The following is a 17,365-nucleotide window of genomic DNA, read 5'->3' on the forward strand; positions in this document are numbered from 1 at the left end:
CCCCGCCCGATGATTACATCACATAGAAGTAAATGGCGAGAAAGTGACATAAGCTGCCAGCAAGCACAAAACCATGCCAGATGGCGTGGTTGTAGGGGATACGCTCTACCGCGTAAAAAATCACCCCAAGCGTATAGATAATGCCGCCAGCAGCCAGCAGCCAGACGCCACCCGGCAACAGCTTCATCGCCAGCTGATAAATCACAATCAGCGATAACCAGCCCATCAGCAGATAAGTGACCAGCGACATCGCCGGAAAGCGGTGCGCGAAGAGTAGCTTAAACACAATACCCACCAGCGCCAGACTCCAGACCACCGCCATCATCCAGTGTGCCAGCGGCGATTTCAGCGCGATCAGCATAAAGGGGGTATAGGTGCCGGCAATCAACACGTAGATGGCGCAGTGATCGAGTTTTTTCAGCCAGTATTTGGCGCGCGGATGCGGGATCGAATGATACAGCGTTGATGCCAGAAACAGCAGGATCATGCTGCCGCCATAGACACTGTAGCTGGTGATGGCTATCACCCCGGCGCGCGCATCAATCGCCTGGTTAAGCAGTAACACTAAACCAATAATACCCAGGATACATCCGAGGCCGTGGCTGATACTGTTCGCAATCTCTTCAGCCAGTGAGTAACCCTCTACTGCCAGCGAGTTATTCGTCATAAAGGCAGGATCTCCCCCGGAATCAAAAGCCACCATACGAGCTGGCTGCATCAACGGCTTAGTGCCGCAGATTTGTACAGAGACAGCGTAACTGAGAATAGTTTCAGAGTACACATGTAAGCCAAAATTAAAGTGTAACCGCCTCACATATTTTCTGCCCGCCGCTCTAGCGCCCGCCGGCGGCATCAATAATACTGCCGGTGATATACGATGCTTCATCGCTAAGTAACCAGACGACCGCGCTGGCAATCTCCGCCGCCTGACCACCGCGCTGCATCGGAATCGCTGGCGCCACACGATTGACCCGATCCGCTTCACCGCCATCGGCATGCATTTCAGTATAGATAAACCCCGGCCGCACACCGTTAACCCGCACGCCCTGCGCCGCCACTTCCAGCGATAAGCCTTTGGTCAGCGTATCCATCGCGCCTTTCGACGCGGCATAATCAATATATTCCCCCGGCGCCCCCAGCCGGGCGGCCGCAGAAGAGACATTAACAATCGCTCCGCCTTTGCCGCCGTGATGCCATGCCATACGTCTGATCGCTTCACGACAGCAGATAAAGCTGCCAGTGACATTGGTGCTGAATAGCCGGTTAATGCGCTCAGCGGTCAGTTGCTCAATCGTTGCCTGCTGAAATAAAATCCCGGCGTTATTGACCAGCGCGCTGAGTTCCCCCGGCTGTTGATCAATGCGCCGGAACATCGCCATCACCTGCGCTTCGTCAGCGATATTCGCCTGGACACTAAAGGCACTGCCGCCAGCCTGTTCAATCAGTCGCACCACCTCATCAGCCGCCTGCGCACGCTGATGATAGTTTACCGCCACCTGATAGCCGCGTTGCGCCAGCAGTAGCGCCGTAGCACGGCCAATGCCGCGACTGGCGCCGGTCACCAAAGCAATTTTCATCTTTTTCTCCCATAAAAAAGGCCGGGCAAGCCCGGCCATGATGACGATAATCTGCAATTAATGACTACTGATAGTCACTGATCGGCACGCAGGAACAGAACAGGTTGCGGTCACCGAAGACATCGTCGAGGCGCTTCACGGTCGGCCAGTATTTATTGTCGCTGCCAGCCGGGAATACCGCCAGTTCGCGGCTGTACGGATGCGACCACTCAGCGACGATTTCCATTTGCGTATGCGGTGAATTCACCAGCGGATTATCTTCCACCGGCCATTCTCCATCGGCGACGCGATCGATCTCGATACGAATCGACAGCATCGCATCGATAAAGCGATCCAGTTCGATTTTGCTCTCAGATTCGGTCGGCTCAACCATCAGAGTCCCGGCCACCGGGAATGACATGGTTGGCGCGTGGAAACCGTAGTCGATCAGGCGCTTAGCAATATCCAGTTCACTGATGCCGGTTTGCTCTTTCAGCGGACGAATATCCAGAATACATTCGTGCGCCACGCGGCCATCACGACCGGTATACAGAATCGGATAGGCGGATTTCAGGCGGCTGGCGATATAGTTGGCATTGAGGATGGCGACCGAACTGGCCTGTTTCAGCCCTTCGGCGCCCATCATGCGAATATACATCCAGCTAATTGGCAAAATAGAGGCGCTGCCAAACGGGGCGGCAGACACCGCGCCCTGCTGTGTCAGCACCCCTTCAATCTGCACCACGCTGTGACCCGGGACAAAAGGCGCCAGATGCGCTTTCACGCCAATCGGCCCCATGCCCGGACCGCCACCGCCGTGCGGAATACAGAATGTTTTATGCAGGTTCAGGTGAGAGACATCGGCACCAATATAACCCGGCGTGGTAATACCTACCTGCGCATTCATATTGGCGCCATCAAGGTACACCTGACCACCAAACTGATGCACAATCTGGCACACTTCACGGATGGTCTCTTCATAGACACCATGGGTGGACGGATAGGTCACCATAATGCAGGAGAGTTGTTCACCGGCCTGCTCCGCCTTCAGACGCAGATCGTGCAGGTCGATATTGCCCTGTTTATCACAGGCCACCACGACCACCGCCATTCCCGCCATCTGTGCTGACGCCGGGTTGGTACCGTGCGCCGAGCTGGGGATCAGACAGATATGACGGCCCGCTTCGTTACGGCTTTCGTGATAACGACGAATCGCCAACAGACCGGCATATTCGCCCTGAGCGCCGGAGTTCGGCTGCATGCAGAGCGCATCATAACCGGTCAGCTGTACCAGCCACTGTGACAGCTGGCCAATCATCTGCAGATAACCGCTTGCCTGCTCTGCCGGGCAGAATGGATGCAACCCGGCAAATTCCGGCCAGGTGATGGGGATCATTTCCGCGGCGGCGTTCAGCTTCATGGTGCAGGAGCCGAGCGGGATCATCGCCTGGTTCAGCGCCAGATCTTTACGCTCAAGGCTGTGCATATAGCGCATCATCTCAGTTTCGCTGTGATGACGATTAAATACCGGGTGGGTCAGAATCGCACTCTGACGCAGCAGAGCGGCCGGGATCGACTGGCTGTCAGCCGCCACCTGCGCATCTAACGCGTCAATATCCTGACCATGGTTATCGCCGAGCAGGATCGCCAACAGCATCGCCACGTCTTCACGGGTGGTTGTTTCGTCCAGCGTAATACCCACCGCATGATGGATATCGGTACGCAGGTTACCGCCAAAACTCAGAGCGCGATCGAGTACCGCCGCTTTGTCGGCCACCTCGACAGTTAGGGTATCAAACCAGCTGTTGTGACGCAGCGTCAGACCGCCACGTTTCAGGCCAGCCGCCAGAATATCAGTCAGGCGATGAATACGACCGGCAATACGTTTCAATCCGACCGGGCCATGATACACCGCATACAGACTGGCGATATTGGCCAGCAGCACCTGCGAAGTACAGATATTGGAGTTCGCTTTCTCACGACGGATATGCTGCTCACGGGTCTGCATCGCCATCCGCAGCGCGGTATTGCCGGCAGCATCACGGGATACGCCAATAATACGGCCGGGCATTGAACGCTTATGCTCATCGCGGGCGGCAAAGAATGCCGCGTGCGGGCCGCCATACCCCATCGGCACGCCAAAACGCTGCGCAGAGCCGAACACAATGTCCGCTCCCTGTTTGCCCGGCGCTTCCAGCAGAACCAGCGACATAAAATCGGCGGCGACGCTGACGATCACTTTGCGATTTTTTAATTCGGCAATCAGCTGACGATAATCATGGACTTCACCGGTGGTGCCAGCCTGCTGCAGCAGTGCGCCAAACAGATCCTGGTGATCCAGCACCTTATCGGCTTTATCAACCAGCACCTCGAAACCAAAGGTTTCCGCTCGGGTACGCACCACATCAAGGGTTTGCGGATGAATATCATCAGCCACAAAGAATTTATTGGCATTTTTTAGTTTGCTGACGCGTTTGGCCATCGCCATCGCCTCGGCCGCGGCGGTCGCTTCGTCCAGCAGCGAAGCGGAAGCGATATCCAGTCCGGTCAGATCCAGCGTAACCTGCTGGAAATTAAGCAGCGCTTCCAGACGGCCCTGTGATACTTCCGGCTGGTAAGGGGTATAGGCGGTGTACCAGCCCGGATTTTCCAGCATATTACGCAGGATCACCGGCGGCGTGAGCACCGGCGTGTAGCCCATACCGATCCAGGATTTATACAGCTGATTCTGACTGGCAATCGCTTTCAGCTCGGCCAGCGCCTGATGTTCAGTTAACGCGTCACCGATGGCCGGCGGGCTGGGTAACTGAATATCGGCGGGAACAATCGAGGCGATCAGTTCAGGAACTGAAGCGGCGCCAACGGCAGCCAGCATGGCATCCTGCTGTTCCTGAGATGGGCCAATATGGCGCTCGATAAACGCACCGGTGTGTTCAAGCTGGCTGAGAGTCTGAGTCATTAGCGGTAAATCCTGCATCGGGCATAAGAAAATATTGCTCCCTCCCCCCGCATGGCGGGTGAGAGGGGAGTGACTATTCGTCAATAGCTGACTGGTAAGCATCGGCATCCAGCAACGAATCCAGTTCAGATTCATCGCTGGCTTTGATCTTAAATAACCAGCCGTCGCTGTATGGGTCGCTGTTAACCAGCTCAGGGGCGGCTTCCAGTTCGCTGTTGACGGCAATGATTTCCCCACTCAGCGGCGCGTAGATATCCGATGCGGCTTTTACCGATTCGGCTACTGCACAATCATCACCAGCGGCAAAAGTGGCGCCGACTTCAGGCAGGTCGACAAATACCATGTCGCCCAACAGTTCCTGGGCGTGCTCAGTGATGCCGACGGTATAGCTGCCGTCCGCTTCTTTACGCACCCACTCATGGCTATCACGATACTTCAGTTCACTTGGCACATTGCTCATCGCCACACTCTCCAGAAAAAATAAACGGGTTATTTAGCGACCGGCTTACCGGCGCGCACAAAAACAGGTTTGCTGACCTGCACCGGCATTTCGCGGTTGCGGATCTGTACGATTGCTTTATCACCAATGGCCGCCGGAACACGCGCCAGCGCGATACTGCAGCCCAAGGTTGGGGAGAACGAGCCGCTGGTAATGATGCCCTGATACTGATTGCCCGCGTCATCGCTGAAGCGTACCGGCAACTCATTACGCAGTACGCCTTTCTCTGTCATGATTAAACCAACCAGCTTATCGGTACCTTTCTCACGCTGGTTTTCCAGCGCTTCGCGGCCGATAAAATCACGGTCGGCAGGCTCCCAGCTGATAGTCCAGCCCATATTGGCGGCCAGCGGGGAAATGGTTTCGTCCATTTCTTGTCCGTACAGGTTCATTCCCGCTTCGAGACGCAGCGTATCGCGCGCGCCCAGGCCGGCAGGTTTTACTCCGGCGGCCAGCAGTTGCTGCCAGAAACCGGCAGCCTGTGCCACCGGCAGCGCAATTTCATAACCCGCTTCGCCGGTATAACCGGTGGTGGCGATAAACAGCTCACCGGACTGCACGCCAAAGAATGGCTTCATATCAGCAACGGCCTGACGCTGCGCGTCATCGAACAGGCTTTGCGCTTTCTGCTGAGCATGCGGGCCCTGTACGGCGATCAGCGCCAGGTCGTCACGTTCGGTCAGTTGTACCGCATAAGCAGCGGCATGCTGACTAATCCACGCCAGATCTTTTTCGCGCGTGGCGGAGTTGACCACCAGACGGAAAAAGTCTTCGGTCATAAAGTAAACTATCAGATCGTCAATTACGCCACCGGAAGCGTTCAACATTCCGCTATAAAGCGCTTTACCCGGCCTGGTCAGTTTGGCGACATCGTTCGCCAGCAGGTAACGCAGGAATTCACGGGTGCGGACGCCGTGCAGATCGACAATGGTCATATGGGACACATCAAACATACCGGCATCATTGCGTACCGCGTGATGCTCATCCATCTGCGAACCGTAATGCAGCGGCATCATCCAGCCGTGAAAATCCACCATGCGAGCGCCGCAGGCCTGATGCTGTTCGAACAAAGGAGTCTGCTGAGTCATATCTATCCTGTGCATAAGCAAGTTGTTCGTAGATTCGCGCTTCCTACCGGCAAAACGGTGCAACGCAAACGTTACCTTTGCCCTGAAGTTACCACTGAATGCGCGGATTAACCATAAGCTATACGAGGGCGAATCCGGGTTGCACAATAACGATGCGCGCTGATTCTGCAGAATTTTTCACTGAAAAACTGCGCCATAAGGCACACAATTAATATCAAAAAGCTATTAACGCAGATTAATAAGGCCAGTTGTCAGTCGCGGGGATAAAAAATGACTTTAGCAAAATGGATTATGCATGAGAAAAAATAATGTGAAAATCCGGGTAAAATTAGAATATTTCAAATGTGCCCCAAAACAGGGCGATGTCTCTAAAGTCAAACCAAAGGGGGTCAGGCAGGTCCTGTCATTGATGGATCCCGCGTCACGCGATACGCCGGGCGGAATAAATCCCGCCCCTACAGGGGAATATCTGAAACGTAATACGCCGGGCGGAATAAATCCCGCCCCGACACGGGAATATCTGAATCGTAATACGCCGGGCGGAATAAATCCCGCCCCTACAGGGGAATATCTGAAACGCGATACGCCGGGCGGAATAAATCCCGCCCCGACACGGGAATATCTGAAACGTAATACGCCGGGCGGAATAAATCCCGTCCCTACAGGGGAATATCTGAAACGCGATACGCCGGGCGGAATAAATCCCGCCCCTACAGGGGAATATCTGAAACGCGATACACCGGGCGGAATAAATCCCGCCCCGACACGGGAATATCTGAAACGCGATACGCCGGGTGGAATAAATCCCGTCCCGACACGGGAATATCTGAAACGCGATACGCCGGGCGGAATAAATCCCGCCCCGACACGGGAATATCTGAAACGCGATACGCCGGGCGGAATAAATCCCGCCCCTACACGGGAATATCTGAAACGTAATACGCCGGGCGGAATAAATCCCGTCCCTACAGGGGAATATCTGAAACGCGATACGCCGGGCGGAATAAATCCCGTCCCTACAGGGGAATATCTGAAACGCGATACGCCGGGCGGAATAAATCCCGCCCCTACAGGGGAATATCTGAAACGCAATACGCCGGGCGGAATAAATCCCGCCCCGACACGGGAGTATCTGAAACGCGATACGCCGGGCGGAATAAATCCCGTCCCGACACGGGAATATCTGAAACGCGATACGCCGGGTGGGATAAGTCCCGCCCCTGCATGGGAATACCTGAAACGCGATACGCCGGGCGGAATAAATCCCGCCCCGCGATCGGTGGTTAGCTGCCCCAGCGGAACTATTTTAACCAGTCGGGCAGATCATTTAGCCCCATCGCCTGTTTTAACAAACGTGGCTTAACGCCCGGCAGCGTATCCGCCAGCTTCAGACCGACATCGCGCAGCAATTTCTTCGCCGGATTTTCGCCGGCAAACAGCTCGCGGAAACCCTGCATCCCCGCCAGCATTAACGCCGCACTGTGTTTACGGCTGCGCTCATAGCGACGCAGATAGAGATGCTGACCAATATCCTTGCCCTGCTGCTGCAGACGTTTAATTTCGCCAATCAGTTCCGCCGCATCCATAAAGCCAAGGTTTACCCCCTGCCCGGCCAGCGGATGTACGGTATGTGCGGCATCGCCCACCAGCGCCAGGCGATGGGCGGCGAAATTGCGCGCATAGCGCCCCATAAGCGGGAAAGTCTGACGTTCGCTTTCCACCTGACATAATCCCATCCGCATATCGAAAGCTACCGACAGCTGCTGGTTAAACAGATCGGCGGGCATCGCTTGCAGACGCGTGGCCTCCTGCGGCGCCAGTGACCAGACAATTGAGCACAGATGCGCATCGCTTAGCGGCAGGAAAGCCAGAATGCCATCACCATGAAACACCTGACGCGCTATCGCATCATGCGGCTGTTCAGTACGAATATTGGCAACCAGCGCATGATGCTGATAATCCCAGAAGGTTAACGGGATATCGGCTTTATTACGCAGCCAGGAATTGGCGCCGTCAGCGGCAATCAACAGGCGGGCGCTCATCATATTGCCATCCTGCAGGGTGATAAAAGCTTCATTGTCGCCAAATGCCACCTGTTGCAGCCGGGTCGGCGCAATCAGCGTAATATCACTCAGCTGGCTGGCTTTCTGCCACAGCGCCTGGTGAATCACCTGATTTTCAATAATATGGCCAAGGTGCGCCATCCCTTGCTGCTCATCATCAAAAGCGATTTGACCAAAACTGTCACGATCCCATACCTGCATACCGTGATATGGCGTGGCGCGCAGTGCAAGGATCGAAGACCAGACGCCAAGATGCTGCAACAGCCGTTCGCTGGCGGCGTTAATCGCCGAAACACGCAGTCCCGGCGGCGCACCGGCAGCCATCTCCTGCGGCTGGGATTTTTCCAGCACCGCCACGCGCAGCCCGCTGCCCTGCAATCCGCAAGCCACCGCCAGGCCAACCATACCGCCGCCGGCGATCACTACGTCAAATGTTTGCATGCAAATCCTCTTATCAACGCTTCACCCAGCCGAGCGTGCGCTCAGCCAGCATATGGCGCATCAGCGGTAAATTGTCCATGGCCATCAGGCCGAGATTGCGTCCTGCCACCAACGGCGCATAGCGGTTGGCAAACAGCCGCACCAGACTGTCGGTAATCGCAACGGTGGTTTGTCGATCGGGCTGACGGCGGTGATGGTAACGTTGCAACACGGCAAAACTGCCGGGATCCTGCTGCTGACGACTGGCGCTCGCCAGGGTTTCCGCCAGCGACATCACATCGCGCAGGCCAAGATTAAATCCCTGACCGGCAATCGGATGCAGTGTTTGCGCCGCATTGCCGACCAGCGCCAGACGATGACTGGTATTTTGCGTCGCGGTTTGTAGCGCCAGCGGATAACTAACCCGCCGCCCCAGCTGGGTAAATTTACCCAACCGCCAGCCAAAGGCGTTTTGCAGCTGGCGTAAAAACTCATCGTCGCCCCAGCTATCCACCCGCGCTTTATCTGCCAACGGATGACACCATACCAGCGAACTGCGGCCGCCTGACATCGGTAACAGCGCCAGCGGTCCGTCGCGGGTAAACCGCTCAAATGCCCGGCCATGGTGCGGCAACTGGGTGGAAACATTGGCGATCACTGCCAGCTGGCGATAATCATCCGTCTGCCACTGGATACCGCAAGCGGCAGCCAGCTGCGAACGCGAACCATCAGCGGCGACCAGCAATTGTCCAGCCAGCTGTTCACCGCTGTCCAGCGTTACCGTCACCTGCTGCTGACTACGATTCACGGCGGTGACTGCAGACGGGCAGCGCAGCGTGACGCCTGGCGCCTGCTTTAGCAAACGAAACAAACGCTGGCCGACATCGTGCAGTTCCACCACCTGCCCCAGCGCGGATACCGCGTAATCCTGCGCATCCAGCGCCACAAAACCGATATGCCCGCGATCGCTTACATGAACATGGGTGATCGGCGTGGCGCACTCCTGCAGAGAGGGCCAGATATTAATCGCCGCCAGCTGCTGACAGGTGCCTTCCGCCAGCGCGATGGCCCGGCCATCAAAACCGGGATGATCGCCATTTCCCGGGGCGCTGGCTTCAACCAGCGTCACCGGCAGCCGCCCCTGCGAAAGGTGGGAAATCGCCAGCGCCAGCGTGGCGCCGGTCATACCTCCGCCTGCGATAATAATGCTCATAACGCTTTAGCTGCCGCCATTAACGCTTCAATATCATCGGCATTTTTCACCACGCTGTCGGTAAGATTCTCATTACCATCAGCGGTGATCACAATGTCATCTTCAATACGAATACCAATACCGCGATACTCCGCAGGCACATCGGCATCCGGTGCAATATACAGACCCGGCTCGATCGTCAGCACCATGCCTGGCTGCAAAATGCGGCCGCGATCGGCAGTGCCGTAATGGCCGACATCATGCACATCCAGCCCCAGCCAGTGGCTGAGGCCATGCATAAAGAACTGGCGGTGGGCGGCATCGGCAATCAGCTGATCAACATCGCCTTTCAACACGCCGAGTTTTACCAGACCGCTGACCATAATACGCACCACTTCGTTATTCACCTCACGGATACTGACGCCCGGGGCGAACAGTTCCAGCGAACGAGACAACGATGCCAGGACAATGTCGTAAATCGCGCGCTGCGGCGCGCTAAATTTGCCATTCACCGGGAAGGTACGGGTAATATCACCTGCGTAGCCATGGAACTCACAGCCGGCATCAATCAGTACCAGGTCGCCATCCCGTAGCGGCGATTCATTTTCGGTGTAGTGCAGAATGCAGCCGTTTTCGCCGCCGCCCACGATAGTATTGTAGGAGGGGAAGCGCGCGCCATGGCGGTTAAACTCATGCAGAATTTCACCTTCCAGCTGATATTCATACATCCCCGGACGGCACTGCTGCATGGCGCGGGTATGGGCCAGCGCGCTGATTTTCCCGGCCTGACGCAGGATCTCAACCTCTTCCGCTGATTTAAACAGCCGCATTTCATGCACCCAGGGACGCCAGTCGGTCAACGTGCCCGGAGCCTGCAGATTTTGCCGGAAGCCGCGGCGCAGCTTATCCAGCGCGCTGAACAGAATGCTGTCCGCGCTGGCATACTCGCCCTGTGCATGGTAGACCACATCCAGACCATTCAGCAGCAGGTGCAGCTGCTGGTGGATATCGTCATACGGCAGAGCACGGTCGACGCCAAGTTTTTCCGGCGCCGCATCCTGTCCCAGCCGACGGCCAAACCAGATCTCGGCGGTTTTATCGCGTACGCGGTTAAACAGCACGCTGTGGTTATGTGTCTCATCGCTTTTAATCAGTACCAGCACCGCTTCCGGCTCGTTAAAACCGGTGAAATACCAGAAATCGCTGTTCTGGCGATACGGGTATTCGCTATCGGCACTGCGTGTTGCTTCTGGCGCAGCAAAAATCACCGCCGCACTGGCCGGCGCCATTTTGGCTAACAGTGCCTGACGGCGCTGTAAAAACGCGGAAAGATTAACCACAATACGGCTCCCTGTTAAAATCCTGGTTTAGTGTAAGGTCGGTTTTTTCATCTCAACGGCAGTGGGCTGCTGATGGGTAAAAGTATCATGACAAAGCAGCGCCGCAACGCGCACATACTCAATGATCTCTTCCAGTGAGTTCTCCAGCTCTTCCTGATCTTCATCTTCGTCATAACCCAGCTGAGAGATAGTGCGCAGGTCGTCAATCGCTTCACCGGTCTCGCCGGTCACTTTGTCCAGCTTAGGTTGCGTCACGCCCAGTCCCAGCAGGAAGTGATTGACCCAACCCGCCAGCGCGTCGGCGCGGTCGAATACCGTGATGTCATCATCCTCGGGAAGATAGAGCTGAAACAGGAAGCCATCGTCTTCCAGCATCTCGCTTACGCTCTGATGCAGTTGCTGCAGCGGCTGGGACAGCACCTGAGAGAACGCCATACCTTCATTAGTCAGATCATGGACCAGCGTTTGCCAGCTGCGGTCTTTACTGCCACCGCAGATGATGCCGCTGATTAAACCGTGCATTTCCGCTGGCGTCATACCGACGCCTTGCTGTGTGAGAGCTGAAGCCAGAGCGTCATAACCCGGCATTGTGTTCTGTATAGACATACGTATTCATCGTCGTTGGCAGGATAAGTTCGTGTTATGCTACCACCAGGTGCCTCGACGATTCCAGAAAGGGCTTGTTTCTTCTCTTTGGGGTATATATAGTGGCGCCCCTCCCAAGCCCTTGAGTGGCAAGGGTGAATAGCGGGCGCAGTAATCAGTCAGGAAGGTGGCATGTCTGCACAACCGGTAGATATTCAAATTTTTGGCCGTTCATTAAGAGTGAATTGTCCGCCTGAACAGCAAGATGCGCTGAACATGGCTGCGGAAGACCTCAATCAACGGTTGCAAGATTTAAAAGTTCGCACTAGAGTCACAAATACCGAGCAACTGGTGTTCATTGCCGCATTGAATATTTGTCATGAGCTGGCGCAGGAAAAAGTCAAAACACGCGACTATGCTGCCAACATGGAACAACGTATTCGTATGCTGCAACAGACCATTGAGCAAGCATTACTTGAGCAAGGTCGCATATCTGATCGTCAGGGTGCAAAGTTCGAATAACACTTCATGGTTGGCTGTGATACAGTGACGGTGAAGTAAATTTTCTCTGAGATGTTTGCAAGCGGGCCAGTCCCCTGAGCCGATATTTCATACCAACAGAGTGTGACGCTCCGTAACCTGTGAGCATGCTCGGTCCGTCCGAGAAGCCTGATGGTTGCGACGGCATACTCACCTTGAACCAAGGGTTCAAGGGTTACAGCCTGCTGCGGCATCTCGGAGATTCCCTTCCCTTCAAACGGCCAGACCGTTTCAGCCTTCGGGCGCCCCCATTAGCTGCAACGAGTTCCCTATGACATCCATCTCATTGTCAGATCGTCAGGATATTCGTACCCATGTTCGCCATCTGCGCCTGGCGCTCAGTGATGAACAACAGCAACAGGCTGCGGAACAAGCCGCCGAACGCGCGCTTAATTTTGCCCCTATCCGTCAGGCCAACCATATCGCGCTGTTCCTCTCGGTTGATGGTGAACTCAATACCCGTCCGCTGATTGCAAAACTGTGGCAGCAGAAAAAACAGGTTTATCTGCCGGTATTGCATCCCTTCGCACGCGGGCAGTTACTGTTTTTCCGCTACGATGCCACGACGCCTCTGCAGCCGAACCGCCTGCGTATTCCTGAACCAGCGCTGAATATCCTTAATCTGCTGCCGCTAAGCGAGCTGGAGGTGGTGCTGATGCCATTAGTGGCCTTTGACCATAACGGACACCGGCTGGGGATGGGAGGGGGCTTCTATGACCGAACCTTGCAGAACTGGCAGCATGAAAAATTTTTGCCGGTCGGGCTGGCGCATGATTGTCAGCAGGTGGATAGCCTGCCGGTAGCGGAATGGGATGTGCCGCTGGCGGCGATGATCACGCCGTCAAACCTGTGGCAGTGGTAAACCGAACAGAGACGGGCGGCATTTCTGCCGCCCGTTGCATCAGTACAGCAGGCGTGCGCGGGTAGTACCCGGAATCGCCTTCATCAGCTGTAGCGCTTTGTTCGCCACATCTTCGGCAGCATCGATATCGATAACCACATAACCCATCTGCGGGGTGGTTTGCAGATACTGGGCAGCGATGTTAATCCCCTGCTCAGCGAAGATCTGGTTAATTGCGGTCAGCACGCCGGGACGGTTTTCATGGATGTGCAGCAGACGGCTGACGGCAGCGCCATGCACCGGCAGCGACACTTCCGGGAAGTTAACCGCAGAGAGGGTTGAACCGTTATCGGAATATTTCGCCAGTTTGCCCGCCACTTCAATCCCGATATTTTCCTGCGCTTCCTGCGTGGATCCGCCAATATGCGGCGTCAGAATCACATTATCGAACTCGCACAGCGGTGAGTTAAACGGTTCGGTATTGGTGGCCGGTTCTTCCGGGAACACGTCAATTGCCGCGCCAGCCAGATGTTTATTCGCCAGCACCGCGCACAATGCCGGGATATCGACCACCGTGCCGCGTGAGGCATTGATCAGTAGTGAACCCGGTTTCATCAGCGCCAGCTGTTCCGCGCCAATCATATTCTGCGTGGAGAGGGTTTCCGGCACATGCAGGCTTACCACATCGCTCATATTTAACAGATCGGAGAGATGACGAACCTGGGTCGCGTTACCCAGTGGCAGCTTGTTCTCAATGTCGTAGAAGAACACATGCATACCAAGGCTTTCCGCCAGCACGCCGAGCTGCATGCCGATATGGCCGTAACCAATGATGCCGAGCTTTTTGCCACGCGCTTCGAAAGAACCTACCGCCAGCTTATTCCAGATACCGCGATGTGCTTTGGCGTTAGCTTCCGGAATACCACGCAGCAGCAGCAGCAGTTCGCCAATCACCAGTTCAGCAACGGATCGGGTATTGGAGAAAGGCGCGTTAAACACCGGAATGCCACGTTTCGCCGCCGCGTTCAGATCCACCTGGTTGGTGCCAATACAGAAGCAGCCAACGGCGATCAGTTTTTCTGCCGCAGCAAAAATCTCTTCGGTCAGTTGGGAACGCGAACGGATGCCAACGAAATGCGCATCACGGATGGATTCTTTTAACGACTCACTATCCAGTGCGCCTTTATGAAATTCGATATTGGTATAGCCTGACGCACGCAGGTTTTCCAGCGCGCTCTGGTGAACACCTTCCACCAGCAGGAATTTAATCTTGTCTTTCTCCAGTGATACCTTTGCCATTTCCCGACCTTAATTTTGCAGACTTCAGATGTAACTGATATATCCCCCGCCGCTTTCAGCGTGCAAAAAACGGGGGTATAAGCCAGCCTTCTGTCAAAATATCAAAAAATACGCTGGCAGCAATACAAACGATTGCCTGGCCGCCAGCACGGCGCCATCGTCAGACAGAACAATGCGGCAGATTATAGCGATAGCCATCGCCATCTCAGAACGATGGCGCAACCGGCTGAACTTATGTGACATAAGTCACCAAATTTAGCCAGGTGAAGAAAAGATATTTTTTTTCAGGAAATAACTGCTGGCGTCGTAACGCCAGACAGATCATTTCTCAATAGTTTTCACGCCGGAAGCGGTGCCGATCAGCGCAATATCGGCGCCACGGCTGGCAAACAGACCTACGGTGACGACGCCAGGCAGGGCATTAATCGCTTTTTCCAGGGCGATGGCATCGACAATTTGCAGATTATGCACGTCGAGAATAATGTTGCCGTTATCGGTCAGCACATGCTGACGGTACTCCGGCAGGCCGCCAAGTTTGACCAGTTCGCGCGCGACAAAAGCACGCGCCATCGGGATTACTTCCACCGGCAGGGGAAATTTACCCAATACATCCACCTGTTTTGACTGATCGGCAATGCAGATAAACTTATCGGCAACTGCAGCGATAATTTTCTCGCGTGTCAGCGCCGCGCCGCCGCCTTTGATCATCTGCATCTGTGGGTTAATCTCATCCGCACCGTCAACGTAGATCGATAACGCATCGACTTCATTCAGATCAAACACCTGAATACCTAAGCCCTTGAGTTTGGCGGTGGAAGCATCAGAGCTGGAAACTGCGCCATCGATTTGATGTTTAATCGAACCCAGCGCATCAATAAAATGCGCGGCGGTGGAACCGGTGCCGACGCCCACAATGGTACCGGGCCGTACGTATTCGAGCGCTGCCCAGCCTACTGCTTTTTTCAGTTCATCCTGTGTCATGATATGTTTAATGCCTGTGCTGCATCTGTGTGCCCGTAGTATAAAGCAACCATCGCGCAAAATGTCCTGTTCTGTTGGTTTTGATTGGCAGGACTGTAAGCCAGCCCACAAAGTGATTGATTAGTAAGGTCAGGGCAAACGCCAGAATTTATGGCATAGTGCTGGTTCCATCCCTGAAGGAGAAGATAACAACAATGAAACGCCCGGACTACAGAACGCTTCAGGCGCTGGATGCGGTGATTCGTGAGCGTGGCTTCGAACGTGCTGCGCAAAAGCTTTGTATTACGCAATCTGCGGTATCGCAACGGATAAAGCAGTTAGAGAATATGTTTGGCCAGCCGCTGCTGGTGCGAACTGTGCCGCCACGTCCGACGGAACAGGGGCAAAAGCTGCTGGCGCTGCTGCACCAGGTTGAGCTGCTGGAAGAGGAGTGGCTGGGTGACGAAAATGGCGGCACTACCCCGCTGCTGCTGTCGCTGGCGGTCAACGCCGACAGTCTGGCGACCTGGCTGCTGCCGGCGCTGAAAACGGTGCTGACTGACTCGCCGGTGCGGCTGAACCTGCAGGTGGAGGATGAAACCCGTACTCAGGAGCGTTTGCGTCGTGGTGAGGTGGTGGGCGCCGTGTCGATTCAGCCGCAGCCGCTGCCGAGCTGTCTGGTCGATCAACTGGGCGCACTCGACTATCTGTTTGTCGGCTCGAAAGAGTTTGCCGAACGCTATTTCCCCAATGGCGTAACGCGCTCAGCGCTGCTGAAAGCACCGGCAGTGGCATTTGACCACCTTGATGATATGCATCAGGCTTTTTTACAGCAGAACTTCGATCTGTCGCCGGGTAGCGTACCCTGTCATATTGTTAACTCGTCGGAAGCATTTGTACAACTGGCGCGCCAGGGGTCGACCTGCTGTATGATCCCGCATCTGCAAATCGAAAAGGAGCTGGCCAGCGGCGAGCTGATTGATTTGACGCCGGGGCTGTTGCAGCGCCGGATGCTCTACTGGCACCGCTTTGCGCCGGAGAGCCGTCTGATGCGTCGGGTGACCGATGCCCTACTGGCTCACGGCCATCGGGTGCTGCGTCAGGATACGGAATAGGCCTCTCGCAGCCTTATTCCAGATAGCCGGGGGTCAGGAACGGGCGGCATAAAGGTACAAACCGGTCACATGGGTAACACTTTAGACCGGGCACATGGGTAACAGTTATAACTGGCATAGCGGAGGAGACTCACTATGCCCTGGACTGAGACTGTTATCATGCAACGCCTCGAATTCATCCGTGCCTGCCATGCAGGCACTCATTCTTTTGCTTCCCTTTGCCGCCAGTTCGGCATCAGCCGTAAAACCGGATACAAGTGGCTTAACCGTTTTCAGCACGATGACCCCCTGTCTCTGGCTGACCGTTCCCGTGCACGTCTTACGCAGCCGCACCGCATCCCACCCGATGTCGCCCGGCAGCTCATCGACCTCAGGCTCACTCATCAGGACTGGGGGGCCAGTAAAATCCGTCAGTGGCTCCTGAACCACAACGTAAACTTTGATGTCCCGGCCGGCAGCACTGTCGGTGACCTCCTCAAACGCGAAGGCTTAATACCTGACCGTAAAAAGCGCAGACGCACACCGGGCAACGTGCAGAAGCTGACCGATATCCGTCACGTTAATCAGGTCTGGAGCGCTGACTTCAAGGGCCGCTTCCGGCTACTGGACCGCAGCTACTGCCGTCCCTTTACCCTGACCGACAACCACAGCCGCTACCTGCTGGCATGCGAGGCTGGCCAGGCGGAAAGTACGGTGTTCGTTCGCGCCTGTCTGGAAAAGGTCTTCAGGGAGTGCGGGCTGCCGGAAGTACTGCGTACGGATAACGGGGCGCCTTTCGCCGGTTCAGGCATCGCCGGACTGAGCCAGCTCAGCGTGTGGCTGATAAAGCTGGGTATCCTGCCGGAGCGCATCAGGAAAGGTCACCCGGAGCAGAACGGACGGCATGAGCGGATGCACCGTTCGCTGAA

Annotated in this window: 16 protein-coding genes and 1 other RNA gene; 6 read left to right on the plus strand and 11 right to left on the minus strand. The window is 55.5% G+C overall.

Going from position 1 to position 17,365, the window contains the following annotated elements:
• Positions 1 to 13: 13 nt before the first annotated feature.
• The 5 genes from trhA to gcvT all read right to left on the minus strand — a co-directional run bounded on the left by trhA (position 14) and on the right by gcvT (position 6,102).
• A complete protein-coding gene (gene trhA / locus JWF83_RS24070; RefSeq protein WP_413653027.1) occupies positions 14 to 667 on the minus strand; it encodes a PAQR family membrane homeostasis protein TrhA in 654 nt (217 codons plus the stop codon).
• Positions 668 to 833: 166 nt separating this feature from the next.
• Positions 834 to 1,577: an SDR family oxidoreductase gene (locus JWF83_RS24075; protein ID WP_413653028.1), complete on the minus strand. Its 744-nt coding sequence runs from the start codon at positions 1,575 to 1,577 to the stop codon at positions 834 to 836.
• 64 nt (positions 1,578 to 1,641) lie between these two features.
• Entirely contained in the window at positions 1,642 to 4,515 is a 2,874-nt protein-coding gene (gene gcvP / locus JWF83_RS24080) for an aminomethyl-transferring glycine dehydrogenase (RefSeq protein ID WP_413653029.1), read from the minus strand.
• A 73-nt stretch (positions 4,516 to 4,588) separates the two neighbouring features.
• A complete protein-coding gene (gene gcvH / locus JWF83_RS24085) occupies positions 4,589 to 4,975 on the minus strand; it encodes a glycine cleavage system protein GcvH (RefSeq protein ID WP_413653030.1) in 387 nt (128 codons plus the stop codon).
• Positions 4,976 to 5,004: 29 nt separating this feature from the next.
• A complete protein-coding gene (gene gcvT / locus JWF83_RS24090; protein ID WP_413653031.1) occupies positions 5,005 to 6,102 on the minus strand; it encodes a glycine cleavage system aminomethyltransferase GcvT in 1,098 nt (365 codons plus the stop codon).
• 406 nt (positions 6,103 to 6,508) lie between these two features.
• On the opposite strand from gcvT, the gene JWF83_RS24095 reads away from it, so the two are divergent.
• Positions 6,509 to 7,465 (plus strand): hypothetical protein, encoded by a 957-nt coding sequence (locus JWF83_RS24095; protein WP_413653032.1) that lies wholly within the window; start codon positions 6,509 to 6,511, stop codon positions 7,463 to 7,465.
• Here the strand turns inward: JWF83_RS24095 and ubiI are convergent.
• The 4 genes from ubiI to JWF83_RS24115 all read right to left on the minus strand — a co-directional run bounded on the left by ubiI (position 7,404) and on the right by JWF83_RS24115 (position 11,723).
• Positions 7,404 to 8,606: an FAD-dependent 2-octaprenylphenol hydroxylase gene (gene ubiI / locus JWF83_RS24100; RefSeq protein WP_413653033.1), complete on the minus strand. Its 1,203-nt coding sequence runs from the start codon at positions 8,604 to 8,606 to the stop codon at positions 7,404 to 7,406. The two genes, JWF83_RS24095 and ubiI, sit on opposite strands and share 62 nt — an antisense overlap.
• Positions 8,607 to 8,619: 13 nt before the next feature.
• On the minus strand, positions 8,620 to 9,798 hold the full coding sequence (gene ubiH, locus JWF83_RS24105; RefSeq protein ID WP_413653034.1) for a 2-octaprenyl-6-methoxyphenyl hydroxylase: 1,179 nt from the start codon (positions 9,796 to 9,798) through the stop codon (positions 8,620 to 8,622).
• Complete coding sequence (gene pepP / locus JWF83_RS24110) at positions 9,795 to 11,066, minus strand: Xaa-Pro aminopeptidase (RefSeq protein WP_413653049.1); 1,272 nt, start codon at positions 11,064 to 11,066, stop codon at positions 9,795 to 9,797. Before pepP ends, ubiH begins: the two co-directional genes overlap by 4 nt.
• A 78-nt stretch (positions 11,067 to 11,144) precedes the next feature.
• Positions 11,145 to 11,723 (minus strand): YecA family protein, encoded by a 579-nt coding sequence (locus tag JWF83_RS24115; protein ID WP_413653035.1) that lies wholly within the window; start codon positions 11,721 to 11,723, stop codon positions 11,145 to 11,147.
• A gap of 171 nt (positions 11,724 to 11,894) precedes the next feature.
• Here JWF83_RS24115 and zapA point away from each other — a divergent pair, with 171 nt between their 5' ends.
• From zapA to JWF83_RS24130, 3 genes are all read left to right on the plus strand, one after another.
• The gene (gene zapA, locus JWF83_RS24120) at positions 11,895 to 12,224 is read left to right on the plus strand and encodes a cell division protein ZapA (protein WP_017803516.1); all 330 of its coding nucleotides are present in this window, start codon (positions 11,895 to 11,897) and stop codon (positions 12,222 to 12,224) included.
• A 40-nt stretch (positions 12,225 to 12,264) separates the two neighbouring features.
• Positions 12,265 to 12,448, plus strand: a non-coding RNA gene (gene ssrS / locus JWF83_RS24125) — 6S RNA.
• Between the two features lie 65 nt (positions 12,449 to 12,513).
• Positions 12,514 to 13,104: a 5-formyltetrahydrofolate cyclo-ligase gene (locus JWF83_RS24130; protein ID WP_413653036.1), complete on the plus strand. Its 591-nt coding sequence runs from the start codon at positions 12,514 to 12,516 to the stop codon at positions 13,102 to 13,104.
• A 39-nt stretch (positions 13,105 to 13,143) separates the two neighbouring features.
• On the opposite strand, the gene serA is transcribed toward JWF83_RS24130, so the two are convergent.
• Positions 13,144 to 14,382 carry a phosphoglycerate dehydrogenase gene (serA, locus tag JWF83_RS24135; RefSeq protein WP_413653037.1) on the minus strand — a complete coding sequence of 413 codons (1,239 nt, stop codon included), beginning with the start codon at positions 14,380 to 14,382 and terminating at the stop codon, positions 13,144 to 13,146.
• Positions 14,383 to 14,703: 321 nt separating this feature from the next.
• Positions 14,704 to 15,363 carry a ribose-5-phosphate isomerase RpiA gene (gene rpiA / locus JWF83_RS24140; protein ID WP_413653038.1) on the minus strand — a complete coding sequence of 220 codons (660 nt, stop codon included), beginning with the start codon at positions 15,361 to 15,363 and terminating at the stop codon, positions 14,704 to 14,706.
• Between the two features lie 194 nt (positions 15,364 to 15,557).
• Between rpiA and JWF83_RS24145 the strand changes: the two genes are divergently transcribed.
• Positions 15,558 to 16,457, plus strand: a complete 900-nt coding sequence (locus JWF83_RS24145) for a LysR family transcriptional regulator ArgP (protein WP_413653039.1) — start codon at positions 15,558 to 15,560, stop codon at positions 16,455 to 16,457.
• A gap of 135 nt (positions 16,458 to 16,592) precedes the next feature.
• On the plus strand, positions 16,593 to 17,365 hold a 773-nt coding region (locus JWF83_RS24150; RefSeq protein WP_413647923.1), incomplete at its 3' end, for a DDE-type integrase/transposase/recombinase.

This window comes from Pantoea sp. B65 (assembly GCF_047308185.1).
Classification (GTDB): domain Bacteria; phylum Pseudomonadota; class Gammaproteobacteria; order Enterobacterales; family Enterobacteriaceae; genus Erwinia.